The following is a 20,678-nucleotide window of genomic DNA, read 5'->3' as shown; positions in this document are numbered from 1 at the left end:
CCCCCCCCCCCCCCCCCCCCCCCCCCCCCCCCCCCCCCCCCCCCCCCCCCCCCCCCCCCCCCCCCCCCCCCCCCCCCCCCCCCCCCCCCCCCCCGGCCCCCGTCGACCTACGATGCGATCCGGTCATCGGAGGGGGCGCAATGGAACACAAACCTGTACGCGGACGCGGGGTCGGGATCGCGGCGATCGTCCTGCTCGTGCTCGGGACGCTCGTCCTCGTGGGGGTGACGGTGACGAACGCCGTGGCTCCGCCCGCGCGGTACACGGAGAGCAGGCACGTCGGCTGGACCATGACGCCGAGCTGGACCGACGGGGACGGCATCCGCCTGGAGCCGGTCGCCGCGGGGACGCTGCGGCGGGGTGACGTCGTGCTCGCGTCCGTGCCGTGGTCCACGCGCGGGACGCAGATGAACCGGGTGGTGGCGCTCGGAGGGGACCGCGTCCAGTACCGGACGGGCGGCAAGGTCACCGAGTACCGGCTGGTGCTGAACGGGAAGCCGTTGGACGAGCCGTACCTGGAGCCGTGGCAGAACCCGTCCACGGTGGCGTTCGACGTGACGGTGCCGAAGGGGCACGTCTTCCTGATGGCCGACAACCGGCTGAACTCGGACGGCTCTCAGTTCGCGAACAACGGTCCGGTGCCGGAGGACCAGGTCGTCTCCCGGGTCGTGGCGTACCCGGGGGCGCTGCTGATCGGGTGGGGCCGGGTGGCGGGCGGCCTGTTGGTCCTGTTCGCCGTCGCGGCGGCCGTCGTGGCGCGGCGGATGCGGGGGCGGGCCACGCGGCACGTGGTGGTTCCGGTCCGGGTGGCCGCACCGGCCCCGACCGACATGGTGGTGGTCCCGGAGCCGGCCGCCCCGCCCGCGGCCTCCGGGGAGCGCTCGGACGCCCGGTCGTAACCCGGCGGGGGCCGGACGCGCGTGAGGGCCCCCGCGGCCGGTCGGCTGCGGGGGCCCTCACGCGCGTGCGGTGCGTTCCGGGTCACTTGCCGCCGGTGGTCGCGGCGGCCGGGTCGAAGATGTCCGGCTCCAAGTAGATCACGCGGGCGATCGGCACGGCCTCGCGGATGCGGGCCTCGGCGGCGTTGATGGCCTTGGCCACCTCCGTCGCGGTGTCGTCGTGCTCGACGGCGATCTTCGCGGCGACCAGCAGTTCCTCGGGGCCGAGGTGCAGGGTGCGCATGTGGATGATGCGGGTGACGACGTCGCCGTCGACGATGGCGGCCTTGATCTTCTCGACCTCGTCGACACCGGCGGCTTCACCGAGCAGCAGCGACTTGGTCTCGGCGGCCAGCACGATGGCGATGACGATCAGCAGGATGCCGATGCAGAGGGTGCCGATGCCGTCCCAGACGCCGTTGCCCGTGGCGAGGGCGATGCCGACGCCGCCGAGTGCCAGCACCAGGCCGATGAGCGCGCCGAGGTCCTCCAGCAGGACGACGGGCAGTTCGGGCGCCTTGGCCCGCTTGATGAACTGGCTCCAGGTCTGCTTGCCGCGGACCTCGTTCGACTCCTTGATCGCGGTGCGGAAGGAGAACGACTCCGCGATGATCGCGAAGACGAGGACGCCGACGGGCCAGTACCAGGCCTCGATCGCGTGCGGGTGGTTGATCTTCTCGATGCCCTCGTAGATGGCGAACATGCCACCGACGGTGAAGAGCACGATGGACACGAGGAAGGCGTAGATGTAGCGCTCGCGCCCGTACCCGAAGGGGTGTTGGGGCGTCGCCTCGCGCTGGGCCTTCTTGCCGCCGAGGAGCAGCAGTCCCTGGTTGCCGGAGTCGGCCAGCGAGTGGACGCTCTCCGCGAGCATCGACGACGAGCCGCTGAAGAGGAATGCCACGAATTTGGCTACGGCGATGGCGAGGTTGGCGGCGAGTGCCGCCACGATCGCCCTGGTACCGCCCGACGCGCTCATGGGTGCTGGATGTCCCTTCCTAGCCACTGACTACGGCGGCACATTGTGTCAGGCGATCGTGGCGGCGACGCCACGTCAGATCACCACGGTGGCACGGAAGACGGTGCCCGATCCGGACAGTTCGACCTTTTCGCCCGCCGGGACGAAGACCGACTCCCCGGGCGCGAGGGTCAGTTCGCCCGCCTTGGGGGCGCCCGCCGTGCAGAGCAGGATCTGCGGGGTCGCGTCGGGGAGGCGCTGGGGGGCGCCGCCGGGTGCCAGCAGGAAGCGGGAGAGGCGGAATTCGTCGATGGGGGTCTCGTAGACCTCCTCGCCGTCGGCCTCGGGGCGCAGGATGCCCGGGGCGCTCGGCTCGAAGATGACGACCTTGAGCAGTTCGGGGACATCCACGTGCTTGGGCGTCAGACCGCAGCGCAGCACGTTGTCCGAGTTGGCCATGAGCTCGACGCCGAGGCCGTCGATGTAGGCGTGCGGGATGCCCGCGCCCAGGAACATGGCCTCGCCGGGCTGGAGCCGCACGTGGTTGAGCATCATGGCCGCGATCACCCCCGGGTCGCCGGGGAACTCGTGGACGAGGCCCGCGTACGGGGCGTACGGGCCTCCGAGGCGTTCGGCGGCGGCCGCGGCCTCGGTGACCGTACGGGCCATCTCGGCGCGGTCCGCGGTCAGCACGGCGGTGAGGACCTCGCGCAGCGCGGCCTCCTCCGGGTGGGCGCGCAGCAGGTCGGCGTACGGCTTGAGGGAGTCGACGCCGAGGCCTTCGAGCAGCTCGGCGGCCTCCAGCGGCGGGCGGAAGCCGCACAGGCCGTCGAAGGGGGTGAGCGCACAGATCAGTTCGGGCTTGTGGTTGGCGTCCTTGTAGTTGCGGTGGCCGGCGTCGATGGGGACGCCGCGGCGCTCCTCGTCCGCGAAGCCCTCCTTCGCCTGGGCCAGGTCGGGGTGGACCTGGACGGAGAGGGGGGCGCCCGCGGCGAGGATCTTGAGCAGGAAGGGCAGACGGGGGCCGAACTTGGCGACGGTCGCGGCGCCGAGTTCGCCCTCGGGGTCGGCCGCGATGACGTCCGCGAGGGTGGTGCCGCCCGCCGCGCGCTCCAGGCGGGAGGGGGCGCCGGGGTGGGCGCCCATCCACATCTCGGCCTGCGGTTCACCGGTGGGCTCGATCCCCAGGAGGGTGGGGATGGCGGTGGTGGATCCCCAGGCGTAGGGGCGGATCGTGTTCGTCAGGCGGTCCATCGTCGTCTTCCTGGATCTGGAGTGTGTGCGGGCACGGGTCCGTGCCTCAGCCGTGGCCCCGGCTCGTCAGCGCCAGGTAGGCGGTGGCGAAGTCCGTGACGGCGAGGAGTTCGGCGAGCTGTTCCAGTTCCCCGCCCTCCTCCGGTTCGAGCTCGCTGATGGCCGTGTCGTGGCTGAGGGCGAGCTCGCGCGCGGCCGGTGCGGCGGTGAGTCCGCCGGTGGGCCGGTCGCGCAGCAGGACGATGCGGGCGCGGAGGGTCCGGGGCTCCTCGACGCGGTCACGGAAGAAGTCATCGGGGTCGGCGCCCGCGGCGAACGATCCGGAGAGCAGGACTCCGTGGGCCGGCAGGGCCTCGGGGAGCTCGGCGGCGATGGCCGGCCGACCGGCGAGCTCGGCGAGGGCGGCGGCGAAGCGGCGGCCGGCGGGGCCGGCGGCGACTCCCTCGCTCCAGATGAGCGGGAGGGAGTCGGCGAGCTCGGTGGCGAGGGTCTTGGCCGGGTTGGAGTAGGTGACGATGGCGGGCCCGCAGCGTTCGGCGGTGCGGTCCAGCCGGTCGGCGACCCGCTGGAGGGAGTCGGGGGCGGCGGCGATCAGGCCGAGCTTGTCGAGGAGGACGAGCAGCGGGGTGAGCAGCGCCCAGAGGGCGCCGGGGCCGGCCGCTGCGGACTCGTCGTACTCCTGGTACGGGGCCTTGGCCATCGGTACGAGGACCCCGTGCGCGCCGTCGACGGCCTCGCCGAGCGGCGAGCGTTCGGGGGCGACGGCGACGACGCTGCTGCCGCGCCGGTAGGCCTGCTCGGCGAGGAGGGCGAGGCCGGGTTCGGTGCCGTCGGTGGTGACGATCAGCAGCAGGTCCACGGGGCCGGCCCAGCCGGGGAGCGCCCAGCGCAGGGCCCCGGAGGCGTGCGCGACGCCGGTCGGCTGGAGCCGGATGACGGGGGCCGAGGCTCCGGCCAGGGCGCCGAGGAGGTCGGCGACGCCGGTGGCCGCGGTGCCGGGGCCCGCGATGAGCACCGCGCGGGGGCGGCCGTCGGGCCGCAGGTCGGTGAGGCCCGCCTCGGTCGCGTGCCGCACGGCGGTACGGACTCTGGCGCCGGCGTCGGCTGCGCCGCGGAGCAGGCCGCGGCGGTCGGCACGGGCGAGATCGTCCGGTGCGTCGAGGAGTGACTCGTCGAGCATGGCGGCCTCCGGCGGTGTTGACGGGTCCGGGGTGGTGGAACCGGTCTCGGCGCCCGCGGTCTGCGCGGGGGGTGCGGAGCGGGGTGCGGCTAGGCGGGGCGGCGGGCCTCGTCGACGAGGAGGACCGGGATGTCGTCGCGGACCGGGTACGCGAGGCCGCAGTCCTGGCCGGTGCAGATCAGCTCGGGTGCCGTCTCGTCGGCCGACTTGTCCTCAAGGGGCGCGTGGCAGGCGGGGCAGGCGAGGATCTCCAGGAGGCCGGCTTCGAGCGGCATGGGGCGGTTCCCTTCGGGATGCGGATCGGGCGAGGTCAGCGTACCGCCGACCGACTCGCGGCGCGGCCCTGAGGGGTGCTCCGGTCGGGCCGTCCCACGGGCCCGACCCCGGGCCCGTGGGACGGGCCCGGGGTCGGCGGGTCGTGCGGTCAGGCGCGGACGAGCGCGAGGACCTCGTCGCGGACCTTGGCCAGGGAGGCCTCGTCGCGGGCCTCGACGTTGAGGCGCAGCAGCGGCTCGGTGTTCGAGGGGCGCAGGTTGAACCACCAGTCGGCGGCGGAGACCGTGAGGCCGTCCAGCTCGTCGAAGGTGATGCCTTCCTGAGCGGCGTAGACGGCCTTGACGGCGGCGGTGCGGCCGGCCTGGTCGGCGACGGTCGAGTTGATCTCGCCGGAGCCGACGTAGCGGTCGTATTCGGCGACCAGCTCGGAGAGGGTGCCCTCCTGGCCGCCGAGGGCCGCCAGGACGTGGAGCGCGGCGAGCATGCCGGTGTCCGCGTTCCAGAAGTCCTTGAAGTAGTAGTGCGCGGAGTGCTCGCCGCCGAAGATGGCGCCGGAGGCGGCCATCTCGGCCTTGATGAAGGAGTGGCCGACGCGGGTGCGGACGGGGGTGCCGCCCTTCTCGCGCACGACCTCCGGCACGGACCACGAGGTGATCAGGTTGTGGATGATCGTGCCCTCGCCGCCGTTGCGGGCCAGCTCGCGTGCCGCTACCAGGGCGGTGATCGCGGAGGGGGAGACGCCCTCGCCGCGCTCGTCGACGACGAAGCAGCGGTCGGCGTCGCCGTCGAAGGCGAGGCCGAGGTCGGCGCCCTCGGCGATCACGCGGGCCTGCAGGTCGACGATGTTCTTCGGGTCGAGGGGGTTGGCCTCGTGGTTGGGGAAGGTCCCGTCCAGCTCGAAGTACATCGGAACGAGGTCCAGCGGGAGGCCCTCGAAGACGGTGGGGACGGTGTGGCCGCCCATGCCGTTGCCCGCGTCGACGACGACCTTGAGCGGGCGGATGGCGGTGAGGTCGACCAGGCCCTTGAGGTGGTCGGCGTAGCCGGGGAGGCTGTCGAGCTCGACGACGGTGCCCGGGACGGTGCCGGCCGGGATCGCGGGGGCGCCCTCGTCGGTCCACTTCTCGGCGAGCTCGCGGATGGTGGCGAGGCCGGTGTCCTGGCCCACGGGCGCCGCGCCGGCGCGGCAGAGCTTGATGCCGTTGTACTGGGCCGGGTTGTGGGAGGCCGTGAACATGGCACCGGGCAGGTCCAGCTTGCCGGAGGCGTAGTACAGCTGGTCCGTGGAGCACAGACCGATCAGGGTGACGTCGACGCCGCGGGCGGCCGCGCCGCGGGCGAAGGCGGCGGACAGGCCGGGCGAGGAGGGCCGCATGTCGTGGCCGATGACGATCGCCGTCGCGCCGGTGACCTCGATGAAGGCAGCGCCGAACAGTTCGGCCAGGGGCTCGTCCCACTCGTCCGGTACGACGCCACGTACGTCGTAAGCCTTGACGATGTTCGAAAGATCTGCGGCCACTGCCTGCCCTCCTGAAGGTTCTGTGCGGTGGAGCAAACCTACCTTGTGGGGGAGAACCGCTGTTCGGACGAGCCTGCCGTCAGGAGTCGGGGGAACGCAGCACGCGCAGGTGTCCGCGGCGGGTCTCGCCGGGTGCCTGCGGGCGGGAACCGCCGGCGCCGCCGGTGTCGGCCGGGCGCTCCGGCGGGCGGGCGGCCTCACGGACCGCGTTGGCCAGCGCTTCGAGGTCGTCCCCGCTGGGGCGGGACGGGCCGGAACCGTCCGAAAGGCGCACGACGTCCCAGCCGCGCGGGGCGGTCAGGCGCTCCGAGTGCTCGGCGCACAGGTCGTAACAGTGGGGTTCGGCGTAGGTGGCGAGCGGGCCGAGAACTGCGGTCGAGTCGGCGTAGACGTACGTCAGTGTGGCGACGGCAGGGCGGCCGCACGCAGTGCGCGAACAGCGACGTACAAGGCTCACGACGTTGGACGGTACCGCACTCTTGACCGGGCCGCGACGACTCTCCCGCTGGTCACTCACCCGTGTCGTGCTCACCGGGCCCCGGAATCAAGGGGCTTCGCGTTCTCGGGGGTGCCCGATCCCGGCCGTACCGGCGGGGCCGGGACGCCGGCGCGACACCCGGTCGTGGCCGGATCGAAGCCCTGCCGGGCGGCGGGTCGAGGGCTACGCTGCGGGGGTGACGGACAGCGCCCTTCCTCCCCGCCCGACCCCTTCCGCCGAGACCCCGCCCGCGCCGGGTCCGCGGCGCCGAGACCGGCACGGACGGGGGATGCGCGGGCCGTTGGCGCCGCCCCAGGTGCCGCTGGCGGCGAGTCGGGCGGAGCTGTTCGGTGATCACGTACGGGACTCGGTGGAGCGGCTGGAGCGGCGCTGGCCGCAGTTGGACGAGGTGGAGTTCGTCGTCGCCGACGTGCCCGGCCCGCCGGGCGGTCCGGAGAGCGGTTGGAACGACGAGGCGGTGCCGCTGGGCGGCCTGATCGAGGCCCGCGACGGGAAGCCGGCGCGGATCGTGGTGTTCCGGCGGCCCGTGGAGATCCGGGCCAAGGCGCGGGACGAACGGGCGCTGCTGGTGCACGAGATCGTGGTGGAGCAGGTGGCGGAGCTGCTCGGGCTGTCGCCGGAGACGGTGGACCCCCGGTACGGGCAGGACTGAGCCCGCACCGGGTGGGGCGGGCGGACGTCCGGGACCCGGTGGACGCGCCCCGGACGGGCGGGGCGCGCGGCGGAGCCGGTGGCGGCTCGGCGGGGCCGACGGACGGCCGGCCGACGGCCGGCGGACGGTCAGCGGACCAGGATCGACGGGTCCTCGACGGCCTTCGGGACCGAGACCGTGGACTGGTCGTCGGAGAACGTCTGCACGGTGAACATCGGGATCCCCTCGTGCGGCACGCTCAGGGTGCGGGCCGCGTGGACGGGCCCACCGGAGAGGGTTTCGATGGTCAGGGCGTAGGAGCCCTTGCCGCCCGAGGGGACGGGCGGTGGGGTCACGGCGAGGGTGGTGCCCGCCTTGACGGTGAACTCCCGGACCTCCTGCGTGCCTCCCTCGGTTCCCGGCGAGGCCGTCATCCGGACCTTCGCGTCGGCGCCGACGGCGGTGAGGGCCGGCGCGGTCGCCCGGTCGGTGGAGTCGGACCGGTTGTCCGCGACGGTCGCCCGCGCGCCGACGGGGGCGCCGGCCGGGATGAAGCCGAGCTCCTGCTTCGTGCCGGTGCCGCGGACCACGCGCAGGGCCGCGACCACCGGTACGGCCTTCTTCGGGTCCGTCGGGGTCAGCAGGAACGAGCCCGCCTCGCCGCGCGTGACGTCGCCCAGGTCGACGCTCGCCGTCATGCCGGCCTTGAGGTGCAGTTGTTCGTTGCCCGCGGGGCTGATCGGGCCGGTCGGCCCGGCCAGTCGCACGTCGAGGTCGGCGTCCTCCTCGCCGGGGGCGAAGGCGACGAGCCGGACGGAGGTGGCGTCCGCGGGAATGCCCGGCAGGACGAGGCTGCCCGCCGGGCCGGCGGAGGCGGGGAGCCAGTCGGCGCCCACGCCGTCCTCGGCGACCTGCGCGAAGGCGCCGACCCGGCCCGAACTGGTCGTCACGTGGGCGGTGACGGAGGCCAGATGGGCCTCCTGCGCGAGGGAGGACAGCAGGACCTTCACCGTGGAGCGGGGTTCGACGGCGATGACGGTGTCGGCGGTCCCCGGCTTGCCCTTCACCAGCCCTTCGGGGCCGTACAGCTTGATGTCGACCTCGGCGACGGTGTCGTCCGGGTTGGTGAGGTGGACGTAGTCCTGACGGCCCTTGGCGGTGCTGACGCCGGGGAACCAGAAGTCGGTGCCGGGCGCGGTGCAGGTCACGCCGAGCAGGCCGCGGGCCTGGCCGACGGAGACCTTGGTGGTCTGCTGGGCGGTCCAGCCGGGTGCCAGGACCCCTTCGGCGACTCCCGTCAACGCGGGGGCCTCGGCGCCGGAGGCGGTCGCTCCGACGGGCCTGCCGGGCTCCTTCGGTTCCAGGACGGCCTTGCCGTCCTTGGTCAGCAGCCGGGCCGAGCCGTGTCCGCCGGGCTTGCCCGGGGTGAGGGAGGTGTAGGCGGTCTCGGCGATGTCCGAGGAACTGGGCGCGGGGCACACCAGCAGGGACCGCTCGACCGGCATGCGGGAGGCGGCCTCCTGCCGGGCCGCGGCGGCCGGGGCCGGGGCGGGGGCGGTCAGGAAGGCCAGTCCGGTGAGGGTGGCCAGCGCCAGCGTCACCGCCGCCGGCGTCAGGAGGGCGCGCTGCTTCACTGCTGGGGGCTCCCGTCCGGACGCGGCTCGTGCTGTCCGTAGGTGTCGTACCGCTGGTCGTACTCGTACGGGTGGGGCTGCTGTTGCTGTTGCTGCGGGAACGGGGGCTGCGGGTACGGCTCGGCGTACTCCTGGTACGGCCCGGGCTGCTGCTCGTCGTACGGCTGGGGCGCGTCGTAGGCGTACGTCTCCTCCCCGTACACCGGCTGCGCCGGGATCCGGGCGTACGGGTCGGCGACCGCTTCGGCCGGCGCCGGCTGCGCGCCGGGCCCGGCCCCGGCGCGCAGCCGGCGGGCGCGGCGGCCCTCGCCCGGCCCGGCCGGGCCGGTGCCGACGGCCGCCCCGACCATGGCGTCCTCGTCGGGGAGGTCGTCGTCGAGGCGGGCGCGGCGACCCGGGAGGGCCATGACGAGCAGGACGAGGGCGAGCAGGCCCTGCGCCCAGTGCCAGGCGTCGCGGGTGAGGGAGTCCTCGTGGACGAGGTCGAGACGGCCGCCTTCGCGGGGCAGTTCGAAGCCCTGGGCCCAACCGTCGAGGGTGGTGGGGGTGAGGGGCTTCCCGTCGAGGGTGGCCCGCCAGCCCGGGTCGGCCCGGTCGGCGACGCGCAGGGTGCGGCCCTCCTCGCCGGCCGGGATCTTGGCGTGGGCCTCGACGGGGCCGGCGTCGACGGCGATCGGGGTCCGGCCCTCCTTGCCGTCGAGGACGGTGACGCGGGCGGGCAGCCGCTGGACCTCCCAGAGGGCGGTGCCGTCCTCCTGGTGGCGCTGCTTGAGGCCGGGGGTGCCGTCGAGGACGCGGCGCATCCGCTCGGGGCCACCGGCCGGGATCATCACGTAGCGGACGGCGAAGGCGCCGAGTTGTTCGGAGTGGTTGGCGCCGGAGCCGGAGACCAGGCCGGCGACGGCCTTGGCGAGGCGGGGTTCGCCGCCTGCGGCGGCGAGGAGCTCGGCGTCGCCCAGGCGGGCGCCGGAGCCCCGCACCAGGGTGTAGGAGACGGTGGCGGGCGAGTCGCCGCCGAGGACCAGGGTGCGGGTGCGGTTGCTGTCGGCGGACTGCTCCGCGACGACCGCGGGGACCTGCACGGGGTCGCGGCGCCGCAGCGGTCCGTCGGCGCCGGCCGCGCCCCACACGGCGGCGGCGCACAGCGGTCCGGCGGCGGCGGCGAGCGCGACGAGCGCGGCGAGCGGCTGGCGCCAGCCGAAGCTGCGGGAGGCGACCCGTTCGCGGGCGCCGTCGGCGCCGACGGCCGCGGCGGCGAGGATGCCGAGTCCCTGGACGAGGCTGCCGGGGCCGGCCCAGCCGCCGCGGTTCAGGACCACGGCCAGCAGCAGCCCGGCGAGGGCGACGGTCCAGGCGGTGGCGACGGCGAACCGACGGTCGGCGCGGAGCAGGGCGGCGAGGGCGGCCAGGACGGCGCCGGCGAACAGCAGGGCGGTGCCGGTGCCGGGCCCGCCCGGATGGGCGGCGAGGAGGTCGAGGGGCCCGGCGGCGCTGCCCGTGTCGGGCAGCCCGGCCTCGTCGAGGAAGCGACCGGGGTGGGTGAGCAGGCCCAGGGACCAGGGGGCGAGGACGAGGAGCGGTACGACGAGGGTGACGAGGAGCCGCAGGGCGTACGTCGTGCGGCGGGCGCGGCGCACCAGCAGGCCCGCGGCCCCGAGGACCGCGGCGAGCGGCCACACGACGGGGGTGAAGGCGGTGGCCAGGGTCAGCAGCAGGGTGTAGGTCCACAGCGCGCGCCGGCCGCCCTGCGGGCCGGCGCCCCCGGGGCCGTCGGTGAAGCCGGCGGCGGCCACTGCCGAGCGGGCGATGAGCGGGAGCAGGACGGCGAGGACGGCGGTGCCGAGGCGGCCGCCGGCGAGGGCGCCGGTCACGGCGGGGAGGAAGGCGTAGGCGACGGCGGCCCAGGCGCGCAGCAGTCGGGATGCGACGAGCGGCCGGGACGCGAAGTAGGCGGTGAGTCCGGCGAGCGGGACGGAGCAGACGAGGAGGAGGGTCAGCGCGGCCCTGGTCGAGTCGAACAGCAGGACGGAGAGGCCGCCGAGGACGGCGAGGTAGGGCGGGGCGACGGCGGTGGTGCCGATGCCGGCGGGCTGCCAGTCGCCGGTGTAGCCGCGCCACAGGTCGAGGCCGCTACCGGGGGCGGGGAGCAGGGCGCCGCCGCTGAGGGATCCGCCGCCGAGGAGGGCGCGGCAGGCGACGAGGGAGACGAACAGGAGCAGGGCGAACAGGACGGGGGCCGGGTTGCGGGCCGCCCGTCGGAGGAGGCCCGCGGGGGCGGGCTCCGGGTGGTGGGCGTCGTCGGAGCCGGGCCCGGCGCCGCCGTGGCGGCCGGCGGCCGGCCGGTCGGTGTCGCGGTCGGAGCCGAGGTACCCGAGGAATTGTTCGGCATGGGCGCGCAGGGAGGCGCCGGGGGGCGGGAAGAGGGGGCGCAGTTCGGCGGCGGGGACGGCGGGCTTGCGGCGGGCCTTGCGGGCGGCCAGGACGCGGCCGGGCCGGAGCAGGGTGGCGAGCAGCCCGGTGATCTCGTCGACGGCCTGGCCGGGGGCCTTGCCGACGAGGTAGCCGAGGGTGCGCAGGAGGGTGCCGACGAGGAGGCGGAGCAGGACGTAGGGCAGGGCGCGGCCGGAGGCGTTGGCCAACACGGTGTGGACGGCGCCGGCCTTGTCGACGCGGTGGGCGCCGACGGCGGAGCGGCCGGCGCAGTCGACGGTGCGGCGTTCGCGGGCGGCGGCCTCGGCGTGGCGCAGGACGGCGTCGGGGGCTACGAGGACGCCGAAGCCGGCGCTGTGGGCGCGCCAGCAGAGGTCGACGTCGTCGCGCATGAGGGGCAGCCGCCGGTCGAAGCCGCCGAGGGCGTCGTACGCGTCGCGGCGCACGAGCATGCCGGCGGTGGAGACGGAGAGGACGGGGCGGACCCGGTCGTGCTGGCCCTGGTCCTGTTCCCGGCGGTCGAGGCCGGTCCAGCGGCGTCCGCCGCGGGCGATGGTGACGCCCGCTTCGAGGAGTTGCCTGCTGTCGTACCAGCCGCGCAGTTTGGGGCCGATGACGGCGGCCTCGGGGTTGTCGTCGGCGACGCGCAGGAGTTCGGTCAGGGCGTCGGGTTCGGGCGCGCTGTCGTCGTGGAGCAGCCAGAGCCACTGGACGGGTTCGCCGTGGGGGTGTTCGGGGAGGTCGTAGGCGTCGTCGCGCCAGGTGCGGCTGACGGGGTCCCAGCCGCTGGGGCGCTTGAGGTAGGGGAGGTCCTCGGGCGTCAGGACGCCGGCGGTGCGGGCCGCTTCGTCGACGGCGGCGCCGAAGCCGGTGCGGCGGGCGAGGTGCAGGACGCGGTCGCGGCCGAGGGCCTCGGTGAGCAGCCGGACGGATTCGTCGGCGCTTCCGGTGTCGGCGGCGACGTGGTTCTGCGCGGGGCGTTCCTGGGCGAGGAGGCCGGCGAGGGTCCGGGGCAGCCAGCGGGCTCCGTCGTGGGCGACGAGGACCGCGGTGACGACGTGCCGGGGGAACTCGGGGGTGGCGTCCGGCCGGTGGGAGGCCGTCGAGTTGCTGTGCAGGGACATCGCGGTACGGGCCCTCCGGCCGGGGATCCGGGGGTGTTGTGCCCTCGGAGGCTGCTGGACAGCGCCCCACACTAACGGCTGGAAAGACGACGGTCCGCCTCCTGCGGGGAAGGTGCGGGAGGCGGACCGTTTGCTCTGCTGACGTCCTGCGGGTGGTGCGGTTCGATATGGAGTCGGTGGCGCTGCGGGTGCCCGGCCGGCCGTGCTCCGGGGGGTTCAGACCGCTGCCTTTTTCAGGCGGCGCCGCTCGCGCTCCGAGAGGCCGCCCCAGATGCCGAATCGCTCGTCGTTGGCGAGGGCGTACTCAAGACATTCGGAGCGGACTTCGCAGGCGAGGCAGACCTTCTTGGCCTCGCGGGTCGAGCCGCCCTTCTCGGGAAAGAAGGACTCGGGGTCGGTCTGGGCGCACAGAGCGCGCTCCTGCCATCCGAGCTCCTCGTCCGCCTCCTCGACCAGCAGTTCCTGAAACAGCTCGGTCATGTGCGCCCCTCGCTCTTCTGTGCGTCCCCGTGGTGTTGTCGTCACTGATAGCTACGTAACGACACGAGTGAAATTACAAGTGTGTGGCTCCTGCGCAGTCAAGCCGGGATCTGCTATTGGGCCCCTTATTCACTCTGCGGAACCAAGCCTATGCAGAAAGTGTTCATATCGCCAAAAATCGTGACACAAGGCACGGGCACCACAATGTTGCGCTCTTGCCCCTTGATCGACGCGTCACTCCGAAGGAGGGGTTGCGATTCCACCGAACATGCGGCGCGGATCACATTCCGGTCACGAGTCGAGGGGGTGGGTTTGAGGGCGGTTTCGGCGGTACTGGAGCGGCACATCCCCTGGCGCGGACTGCACAAACCTTTCTCCGCGCACGGTAACCGGATGAGGTGAAACTTTTCCCTTAAAACGGACATTGGGTTGACAGTCCGACCCTTCCCCCGTTCTCCTTGTCCTCATGTCAGCGCCCGCAGCCGCCACCCGGACCCCCATTCGTGGGTTCCTGCGCGCTGCCCAGGTTCGCTGTTGCTGTTGCAGCTGTTGATGCCCCAGGAGCTCCGGCTCCCGTTGAGCACCGGCTCCCCCACAGCAACCGCCCCGCACGACTGACATCCGTCGAGGAACCCCCACGATGAACAGCGCAGCCGCACCCCTCACCGTCGCCCCCACCGCCGTGGCCCCCACCACCCCGGCCCCCGTCGAGAGCGACCTCCAGATCGCCGGCGACATCCTCGCCGTCCAGCACCTCCTCCAGCCCGCCCGCGAGCACCCGGCCACCATCGCCGAGTTCGTCGGCCTCGCCCGCTCCATCGCCGCCGACCGCGCCGGCTGGGAACACCTCGTCCAGTACGACGCCACCACCCGCTGGTACCACCGCCTGCGCACCGGCCCCGGCTACGAGATCTGGCTGCTCAGCTGGGTACCCGGCCAGGGCAGCGGCCTCCACGGCCACGGCGGCTCCTCCGGCGTCCTGACCGTCCTCGACGGCGAACTCACCGAGCACAGCGCGCGCGGCCCGCTCGCCCTCGGCCCCGGATCCCAGCGCGTCTTCGCCCCCGGCTACGCCCACGAGGTCGTCAACGACACCCTCGAAGGAGCGGTCAGCCTGCACGTCTACTTCCCCGGCCTGACCGAGATGCCGATGCACAGCTGCTCCCCGGCCCACCAGGAGCAGGTCACCGCCTGACAGACTGCCGGCATGCGCATTGTTGTTCTGGCCGGCGGCATCGGCGGCGCCCGTTTCCTGCGCGGCCTCAAGGTCGCGGTCCCCGACGCGGACATCACGGTCATCGGCAACACCGGTGACGACATTCACCTGTTCGGGCTCAAGGTGTGCCCCGATCTGGACACGGTGATGTACACCCTCGGCGGTGGCATCAACGAGGACCAGGGCTGGGGCCGCACCGACGAGTCCTTCACCGTCAAGGAGGAACTCGCCGCCTACGGCGTCGGACCCGCCTGGTTCGGCCTCGGCGACCGCGACTTCGCCACCCACATCGTCCGCACGCAGATGCTCGACGCGGGCTACCCGCTCAGCGCCGTCACCGAAGCCCTCTGCGACCGCTGGCAGCCCGGCGTCCGGCTGCTGCCCATGTCCGACGACCGCGTCGAGACCCACGTGGCCGTCACCGACCCGGAAACCGGCGAACGCCGCGTCATCCACTTCCAGGAGTACTGGGTCCGGCTGCGCGCCTCGCTGGACGCCGAGGCCGTCGTACCCGTCGGCGCCGAACGGTCCAAGCCCGCACCCGGCGTCCTGGAGGCCATCGCCGCCGCCGACGTCATCCTCTTCCCGCCGTCCAACCCGGTCGTCTCCGTCGGCACCATCCTCGCCGTACCCGGCATCCGCGAGGCCGTGGCCGCGGCCGACGCCCCCGTCGTCGGCCTCTCCCCCATCGTCGGGGGCGCCCCCGTGCGCGGCATGGCCGACAAGGTCCTCGCCGCCGTCGGCGTCGAGTCCACCGCCGCGGCCGTCGCCCTGCACTACGGCACCGGGCTGCTCGACGGCTGGCTCGTCGACACCGCCGACGCGCGGGCCGTCGCCGACGTCGAGGCCGCCGGCATCACCTGCCGCGCCGTCCCGCTGATGATGACCGACCTCGAAGCGACCGCCGCCATGGCCCGGGCGGCCCTCGAACTGGCGGAGTCCTCCCGGTGACCGTTCCCTCGTACGAGGTCGTCGCCGTCCCCGGAATCCCCGAGGTACGCCCCGGTGACGACCTGGCGGCGCTGATCGCCGCCGCGTTCCCGGGCCTGCGCGACGGAGACGTCCTCCTCGTCACCTCGAAGATCGTCTCCAAGGCGGAGGGCCGCATCACCCGGGCCTCCTCCCGCGAGGAGGCCATCGACGCCGAAACCGTCCGGGTCGTCGCCCGGCGGGGCGCCCTGCGCGTCGTCGAGAACCGGCAGGGCCTCGTCATGGCCGCCGCCGGCGTCGACGCCTCCAACACCGCCCCCGGAACCGTCCTGCTGCTGCCCGAGGACCCCGACGCCTCCGCCGCCACGATCCGCGAGGGACTGCGCGCGGCCCTGTCCGTGGACGTCGGCGTCATCGTCACCGACACCTTCGGACGCCCTTGGCGCACCGGACTGACCGACGTCGCCATCGGCGCCGCCGGCGTACGGGTCCTGGACGACCTGCGCGGCGGCACCGACGCCCACGGCAACCCGCTCGGCGCGACCGTCGTGGCCACCGCCGACGAACTCGCCGCCGCCGGTGACCTCGTCAAGGGCAAAGCCGCCGGACTGCCCGTCGCCGTCGTCCGCGGCCTGGGCCACGTGCTCGGCGACGGCCCCACCGCCCGGGACCTCGTCCGCGCCCCGGCCGACGACATGTTCCGACTGGGGACCTCCGAAGCCGTACGGGAGGCCGTCACCCAGCGGCGCACCGTACGGGCCTTCACCGACGAGCCCGTGGACCCCGGCGCGGTCCGGCGGGCCGTGGCCGCCGCCGTCACCGCCCCGGCCCCGCACCACACGACGCCGTGGCGGTTCGTGCTCCTGGAGTCGGCGGGCGCCCGCCTGGAACTCCTCGACGCGATGCGCGACGCCTGGATCGAGGACCTCCGCCGCGACGGCAAGTCGCCCGAGTCCATCACCCGCCGGATCAAGCGCGGCGACGTGCTGCGGGCCGCGCCGTACCTCGTCGTCCCCTGCATGGTCACCGACGGGGCCCACGACTACGGGCACGCCCGCCGGGACGCGGCCGAGCGGGAGATGTTCGTCGTCGCCATGGGCGCCGGCGTGCAGAACTTCCTCGTCGCACTGGCCGGGGAACGGCTCGGCTCGGCCTGGGTGTCCTCGACGATGTTCTGCCGGGACGTCGTCCGCAAGGTGCTCGGCCTGCCCGAGCACTGGGACCCGATGGGGGCGGTGGCCGTGGGCCACGCCGCCGAACCGCCCCGCGACCGCCCGGCCCGCCCGGTGGATGCCTTCGTGGAGGTCCGCTAGATCAGGCCGATGTCCCCGCGCGGCATGCGCGGGGTCCGGCGCGGCGGGGTCCGGCCCGCCAGCAGGATCAGACGGGCCGCACGATGACGCTGGCCCGCGTACGGGGCGAGGAGCTCCAGCATGACGGCGTCGTCGGCGTCCCGGTCGCCCGTCAGGGCGTAGCCGACGATCCCCGGCAGGTGCAGGTCGCCCGTGGTCACCGCGTCGGGGGCGCCGTTGCTGCGCTGGAGCGTCTCCGCCGAGGTCCACGGGCCGATGCCGGGCACGGCCTCCAACCGGCGCACCGCCTCCGGCAACTCCATCGCGGCGGCCTCCTCCAGCCGGGCGGCCACCCGGGCGGCCCGCACGATGGTCGCCGACCGCTTGGCGTCGACCCCCGCCCGGTGCCAGTCCCAGGAGGGGATCAGCGCCCAGCTGCGGGCGTCGGGCATCACGTACATGTCGAGCGGCCCGGGTGCGGGCTCCCCGTGCTGGCGCACCAGCCGGCGCCAGGCGCGGTACGCCTCGTCGGAGGTGACCTTCTGCTCCAGCACGGTCGGCACCAGCGACTCCAGGACCAGGCCGGTCCGGGTCAGGCGGAGCCCCGGGCGGCGGCGGTGACTGGCGTGCAGGAGCCGGTGGCGGGGCACGAACGCGGCCGGGTCGTCACCGGCGCCGAGCAGTTCGGGGAGCCCCGCGAGGACCCGGTCGGCACCCGGACCCCACGCCTCGGCCTCCACCGTGTCCCCGCGGAGGGCCACCCTGAGGGTGGCGGGGCCGTCGGGGGTCCGGGTCGCCCGCCACACGGAGCCGTCGGGGGTGGTGCGGAAGGTGGGATCGGCGGGGCCGCGGCGCAACGGGCCGAGGACGAGCCCGAGGTCCAGCGGGGCTCCGGGTGCCCAGGTCCGCGTCCTGGAGCCGGCTCCGGCCGGCGTGCCGGGGCCCTGCGGGACGGCGGTACGGCCGCCGCGCACGCCGGCACGCGTCACGGGTTCCCGGGGTGAGGCCACCCCCCGAGCCTATCCCCTGGCCGGGCCCCGCCCGGGTCCCGCACCGCCCCGACCCCCGGGGCTCCGCCCCGCGCCTCAAACGCCGGCGGGGCTGGATGTACGGCGGGCCCGAACCGTAAAGCCGGGTCCGGCGCAGGCCCCCGGGGCTCCGCCCCGACCCCGCGCCTCAAACGCCGGCGAGGCTGGATAGTGCAGCGGGACCGGACGGCCCGCAGACCCGGGGCCAACACTGCAAACCCCCGGGGCTCCGCCCCGGACCCCGCGCCTCAAACGCCGGCGGGGCTGGATGGTGCAGCGAGGTAGGGGTGTCCGGCAAGGCCGGAGGACGCGGTGGGGCTGTGGGGCTGGAGGATGCGGTGAGCCTGGGGTAGCACGGCGGGCCGGGACGGCAGCACAGCGCGGTACCGCGGCGCGGCAGGCCGGTACGGCGGGACGGTACCGCGAGGCGGCAGGCCGGTACGGCGGGACGGTACTGCGAGGCGGCAGGCCGGTACGGCGGGACGGTACGGCGGGACGGTACTGCGAGGCAAGGGCAGGCCGGTACGGCAGAGCAGCACGGCGAGGCAGGCCGGGACGGCGGGACGGTACTGCGAAGCAGGAGCAGCCCGGTACCGGTACGGCGCTGGTGCCGCGGGTCGGGGACGGGGACGGGGTGGGGTGTCGTCAGGGACTAAAACGTGATTTGTTGGCGCCCGGTACCGCCGCCACCCACGCAGCCCCGGACAGGGCGCCATAAATCATGCCCGTCCCGGACGACACCCCACCCCGGCACCGGCCCCGACCCACCCGCAGCCACCACCCCGGCCAAGGCCCCGACCCCGACCCCAAGCACCGACCGGCCAGGTCAAGGGCGGCCCTGGAGTTTCGCCGACGACGTCCGCGTCGGCGGCAGCTGCCCGTACAACAGCCGACCCGGGCACTCCGTCGCGAAGCCGTCGCGGTGGCCCGAGATGACGTTCAGCTTGACGTTGCTGCCCTTCTTGTACAGGTTGCCGCCACCCGACTTCAGGGTGGCCTTGGCCCGCGGGTCCACCCCGAACAGGCCCAGCTTCCACGCCGTGAGCTGCGCGACCGCGTTGACGGCGGGCGCCGGCGGGGCCGTGGTCGAGTAGGAGCCGATCACCGCGATGCCCATGCTGTCCGTGTTGAAGCCCATGGTGTGCGCGCCGAGGACGGCCTTGGCGACCCCGCCGGCACGCCCCTCGTAGACGGTCCCGCACTTGTCGACGGCGAAGTTGTAGCCGACGTCCCGCCAGCCGCTGCTGACCACGTGGTAGCGGTACAGGCTGCGCAGCACCGCGGGGGCGTCCTTGCAGGCGTAGTTGTTGCCGGAGGCGCTGTGGTGGACGAAGGCGGCCTTGACGGTGTTCGTGTAGACGAAGCCCTTCTCGCGCAGGCTCTCGTCGGCGCCCCAGCCCTGCCGGGTGACGATGCGCGGGCGCGGCCCGATGTAGGGGGCGGCCTTCCCGATCGTGCCCTCCCCGGCGAGGATCGCGTCGGCGGTGGAGTCGGCCTTGTCGAGGGCGACGATCTCGGTGGCGCCGAGGGGGGCGTGCGGAAGGTTGGCGGAGGAGGATTCCGTCATTTCCATGGTCATGCCGGGCAGGGCTCCCACCTGGCCCTTGTCGTCCTCGACGGGGCGGCCCCCGACCCCGCCGGGCATGCCGTTCTTGCCGTCGACGACCGTGGGCGGCCGGTCCGCCCCGGGGTCGACGAGTTCGATGCGCATGCCGGAGGGAAGGCGGTGGGACGCGGCCCGGGTGCCCGCCCCGCCGGCCCCCGCGTCGGCCCGCGCGCCGGCTTCCGCCTGGACCCGTACCTCGACGCCGTCGGACGGTCCGACCCACAGGGGTGCGGTGCTGCCGCGGACGCGGCCGGAGCCGCGTTCCGCCGCGTCGGGGTCGGCGGCGTGTTCGCCGTTGTGGGTCTCCACGTCCTGCCAGTCGGACCAGGCGGCCGTTTCCACGGAGCGGGTGCGGACCTGGACGACCCCGTGGAGCTGGGTGGCGGCGTCGTCCCAGACGATTCCGACCAGGGAGAACGTCTCGACCTCGGGGGCGTCGAGGCCCTGCGTTTCGGGCAGGTCCCGCGTTTCGGGCAGCCCGGGCGAGGCGCTCATGCCGGGGACGCCGGGGATCCGGCCGGCCGAGGGTCCCAGCGGGACGAGCGGCAGCGACTGGGTGGACCCGGCTGGGGTCTCGGGGACGACCGTGCCGGACTGAGCGGCCAGGGCCGGAGTGGTGAGGGCGAGCGGCAGGACCAGTGCGGCAGCCGTCGCGACGCCGATCGAGGAAGCAAGGAATCCACGCATGGAAGCGATGCTGAACTCAGTCACCACGAACCGCCATCGGAGAACTGACGATCCGTCCGATGGCGGCCGGGGCCGCCTCCCCTGGACGGCCGAGCCGTTGCCCTCCGTACGGGGGAAGGCCCCGCGTACGCTGGGGCGGGTGAATGCCACTGACCGCACCCCTGCCGACCTGCTGCGATCCGCTCTGGCCGCGGATCCGGGCCGCCCGCTCGTCACCTTCTACGACGACGCCACCGGCGAGCGCGTGGAATTGTCCGTCGCCACCTTCGCCAATTGGGTGGCCAAGACCGCCAATCTGCTCCAGGGAGACCTGGCCGCCGAGCCGGGCGACCGGCTGGCGTTGCTGCTGCCCGCGCACTGGCAGAGCGCCGTGTGGCTGCTCGCCTGCGCGTCGGTCGGCGTGGTCGCCGAGGTGGGCGGCGATCCGGCCGGCGCGGACCTCGTGGTGAGCGGACCGGACACCCTGGAGGAGGCCCGCGCCTGCAAGGGGGAGCGGGTCGCGCTCGCGCTGCGCCCGCTGGGCGGGCGCTTCCCGCAGCCGCCCGCCGGTTTCGCGGACTACGCCGTGGAGGTTCCGGGGCAGGGCGACCGGTTCGCGCCGTTCGCCCCGGTCGACGCCGACGACCCGGGCCTGGTGGTCGGCGGCGAGGAGTTCTCGTACGCGGAGCTCGTCGCGCGGGCGCGCGCCGACGCGGCGGGGCGCGGGGACGGCTCCCGGGTGCTGTCGGGGCTGGGCTACGACACCTGGGAGGGCCTGTCGGCGGGGCTGTTCGGGGCGCTGGCCACCGGTGGCTCCGTGGTGCTGTGCCGGAACCTGGACGCGCTGTCGGAGGCCGGGCTGGCGCAGCGGGTGGAGAGCGAGCGGGTCACGCACACGCTCTGACCGGCGGGCCGGGGCGAGGGGCCGGCCCCTCCCCCGAACCCATCTGCCGGACTTCGCGCTATTTGTCACCCGCATGGCCCTTGACGGCACCCCGCCCCCGGGCCGGTCCCGTC

17 protein-coding genes are annotated in these 20,678 nt (G+C 74.5%); 6 read left to right on the top strand and 11 right to left on the bottom strand.

What is annotated here, in order from left to right; genetic code table 11:
- The first annotated feature begins 140 nt into the window (after positions 1-140).
- Complete coding sequence (gene lepB, locus ACZ58N_RS36765; protein ID WP_471169296.1) at positions 141-899, top strand: signal peptidase I; 759 nt, start codon at positions 141-143, stop codon at positions 897-899.
- A gap of 82 nt (positions 900-981) precedes the next feature.
- On the opposite strand, the gene ACZ58N_RS36760 is transcribed toward lepB, so the two are convergent.
- The 6 genes from ACZ58N_RS36760 to ACZ58N_RS36735 all read right to left on the bottom strand — a co-directional run bounded on the left by ACZ58N_RS36760 (position 982) and on the right by ACZ58N_RS36735 (position 6,642).
- Positions 982-1,917 carry a cation diffusion facilitator family transporter gene (locus ACZ58N_RS36760; RefSeq protein WP_471169293.1) on the bottom strand — a complete coding sequence of 312 codons (936 nt, stop codon included), beginning with the start codon at positions 1,915-1,917 and terminating at the stop codon, positions 982-984.
- Positions 1,918-1,992: 75 nt separating this feature from the next.
- Positions 1,993-3,150 carry a mannose-6-phosphate isomerase, class I gene (manA, locus tag ACZ58N_RS36755; protein WP_471169290.1) on the bottom strand — a complete coding sequence of 386 codons (1,158 nt, stop codon included), beginning with the start codon at positions 3,148-3,150 and terminating at the stop codon, positions 1,993-1,995.
- Between the two features lie 46 nt (positions 3,151-3,196).
- Entirely contained in the window at positions 3,197-4,330 is a 1,134-nt protein-coding gene (locus ACZ58N_RS36750) for an SIS domain-containing protein (protein ID WP_471169287.1), read from the bottom strand.
- 89 nt (positions 4,331-4,419) lie between these two features.
- Positions 4,420-4,605, bottom strand: coding sequence for a Trm112 family protein (locus tag ACZ58N_RS36745; RefSeq protein ID WP_471169284.1), 186 nt, complete (start codon positions 4,603-4,605; stop codon positions 4,420-4,422).
- A 149-nt stretch (positions 4,606-4,754) separates the two neighbouring features.
- Positions 4,755-6,125 carry a phosphomannomutase/phosphoglucomutase gene (locus ACZ58N_RS36740; protein WP_471169281.1) on the bottom strand — a complete coding sequence of 457 codons (1,371 nt, stop codon included), beginning with the start codon at positions 6,123-6,125 and terminating at the stop codon, positions 4,755-4,757.
- A gap of 79 nt (positions 6,126-6,204) precedes the next feature.
- Positions 6,205-6,642 (bottom strand): DUF3499 domain-containing protein, encoded by a 438-nt coding sequence (locus ACZ58N_RS36735; protein ID WP_471169279.1) that lies wholly within the window; start codon positions 6,640-6,642, stop codon positions 6,205-6,207.
- A gap of 157 nt (positions 6,643-6,799) precedes the next feature.
- Between ACZ58N_RS36735 and ACZ58N_RS36730 the strand changes: the two genes are divergently transcribed.
- The gene (locus ACZ58N_RS36730; protein ID WP_471169276.1) at positions 6,800-7,276 is read left to right on the top strand and encodes a metallopeptidase family protein; all 477 of its coding nucleotides are present in this window, start codon (positions 6,800-6,802) and stop codon (positions 7,274-7,276) included.
- 128 nt (positions 7,277-7,404) lie between these two features.
- Here ACZ58N_RS36730 and ACZ58N_RS36725 read toward each other — a convergent pair whose 3' ends face one another.
- The 3 genes from ACZ58N_RS36725 to ACZ58N_RS36715 all read right to left on the bottom strand — a co-directional run bounded on the left by ACZ58N_RS36725 (position 7,405) and on the right by ACZ58N_RS36715 (position 12,923).
- Positions 7,405-8,889, bottom strand: a complete 1,485-nt coding sequence (locus ACZ58N_RS36725; RefSeq protein ID WP_471169273.1) for a DUF5719 family protein — start codon at positions 8,887-8,889, stop codon at positions 7,405-7,407.
- The gene (locus ACZ58N_RS36720; protein WP_471169271.1) at positions 8,886-12,443 is read right to left on the bottom strand and encodes a glycosyltransferase; all 3,558 of its coding nucleotides are present in this window, start codon (positions 12,441-12,443) and stop codon (positions 8,886-8,888) included. Before ACZ58N_RS36720 ends, ACZ58N_RS36725 begins: the two co-directional genes overlap by 4 nt.
- A gap of 216 nt (positions 12,444-12,659) precedes the next feature.
- Positions 12,660-12,923, bottom strand: coding sequence for a WhiB family transcriptional regulator (locus tag ACZ58N_RS36715; RefSeq protein ID WP_003983763.1), 264 nt, complete (start codon positions 12,921-12,923; stop codon positions 12,660-12,662).
- Positions 12,924-13,563: 640 nt separating this feature from the next.
- Here ACZ58N_RS36715 and ACZ58N_RS36710 point away from each other — a divergent pair.
- From ACZ58N_RS36710 to ACZ58N_RS36700, 3 genes are read left to right on the top strand one after another with little or no spacing between them, the layout of a single operon-like run.
- Positions 13,564-14,118: a cupin domain-containing protein gene (locus ACZ58N_RS36710; RefSeq protein WP_471169269.1), complete on the top strand. Its 555-nt coding sequence runs from the start codon at positions 13,564-13,566 to the stop codon at positions 14,116-14,118.
- A 12-nt stretch (positions 14,119-14,130) separates the two neighbouring features.
- Positions 14,131-15,090 carry a 2-phospho-L-lactate transferase gene (gene cofD, locus ACZ58N_RS36705; RefSeq protein WP_471169267.1) on the top strand — a complete coding sequence of 320 codons (960 nt, stop codon included), beginning with the start codon at positions 14,131-14,133 and terminating at the stop codon, positions 15,088-15,090.
- Positions 15,087-16,382, top strand: coding sequence for a coenzyme F420-0:L-glutamate ligase (locus tag ACZ58N_RS36700; RefSeq protein ID WP_471169264.1), 1,296 nt, complete (start codon positions 15,087-15,089; stop codon positions 16,380-16,382). The genes cofD and ACZ58N_RS36700 overlap by 4 nt, the downstream gene beginning before the upstream one ends.
- On the opposite strand, the gene ACZ58N_RS36695 is transcribed toward ACZ58N_RS36700, so the two are convergent.
- Positions 16,379-17,371 carry a DNA-3-methyladenine glycosylase family protein gene (locus ACZ58N_RS36695; RefSeq protein WP_471169262.1) on the bottom strand — a complete coding sequence of 331 codons (993 nt, stop codon included), beginning with the start codon at positions 17,369-17,371 and terminating at the stop codon, positions 16,379-16,381. The two genes, ACZ58N_RS36700 and ACZ58N_RS36695, sit on opposite strands and share 4 nt — an antisense overlap.
- Before the next feature lie 844 nt (positions 17,372-18,215).
- Positions 18,216-19,682: a peptidoglycan recognition protein family protein gene (locus ACZ58N_RS36690; protein ID WP_471169259.1), complete on the bottom strand. Its 1,467-nt coding sequence runs from the start codon at positions 19,680-19,682 to the stop codon at positions 18,216-18,218.
- Positions 19,683-19,821: 139 nt separating this feature from the next.
- Between ACZ58N_RS36690 and ACZ58N_RS36685 the strand changes: the two genes are divergently transcribed.
- A complete protein-coding gene (locus ACZ58N_RS36685) occupies positions 19,822-20,565 on the top strand; it encodes a TIGR03089 family protein (RefSeq protein ID WP_471169257.1) in 744 nt (247 codons plus the stop codon).
- Positions 20,566-20,678 lie beyond the last annotated feature (113 nt).

This window comes from Streptomyces sp. NPDC040432 (assembly GCF_055595445.1).
The sequence above is the reverse complement of the archived record's forward strand: the minus strand, read 5'-3'. Positions and strand labels throughout refer to the sequence as shown.